At 63.9% G+C, this 230-nt stretch carries 1 protein-coding gene; it reads right to left on the reverse strand.

Annotated elements, in window-relative coordinates; translation table 11 throughout:
* On the reverse strand, positions 1-230 hold a 230-nt coding region (locus H2O73_RS22025; RefSeq protein ID WP_246336002.1), incomplete at both ends, for a GMC oxidoreductase.

Below are 230 nucleotides of genomic sequence, written 5' to 3' on the forward strand. Positions count from 1 at the left end.
TGCACTCGTCCACAGGGGTCCCGTTCCTCCGGCAGGTGCCCAGGCGATGGGTCGAGGGGTAAGGTGGCACCTCGTAGATGTCCCGAGCCCCCACCGAGCGGTATAGCTCGGCCCCCTGGCGGTAGCCGTGCTCGCGCATGGCAATGTCATTGGGATGATCGTCGTGATGTACGTTGGCCACCGGAAGGCCGTAGCGGTCTGTGACGTCAGAGTTTAGGGTTACGCGGTTG

The sequence above is a fragment of the Vibrio marinisediminis genome (genome assembly GCF_014050145.1).
GTDB lineage: Bacteria > Pseudomonadota > Gammaproteobacteria > Enterobacterales > Vibrionaceae > Vibrio > Vibrio marinisediminis.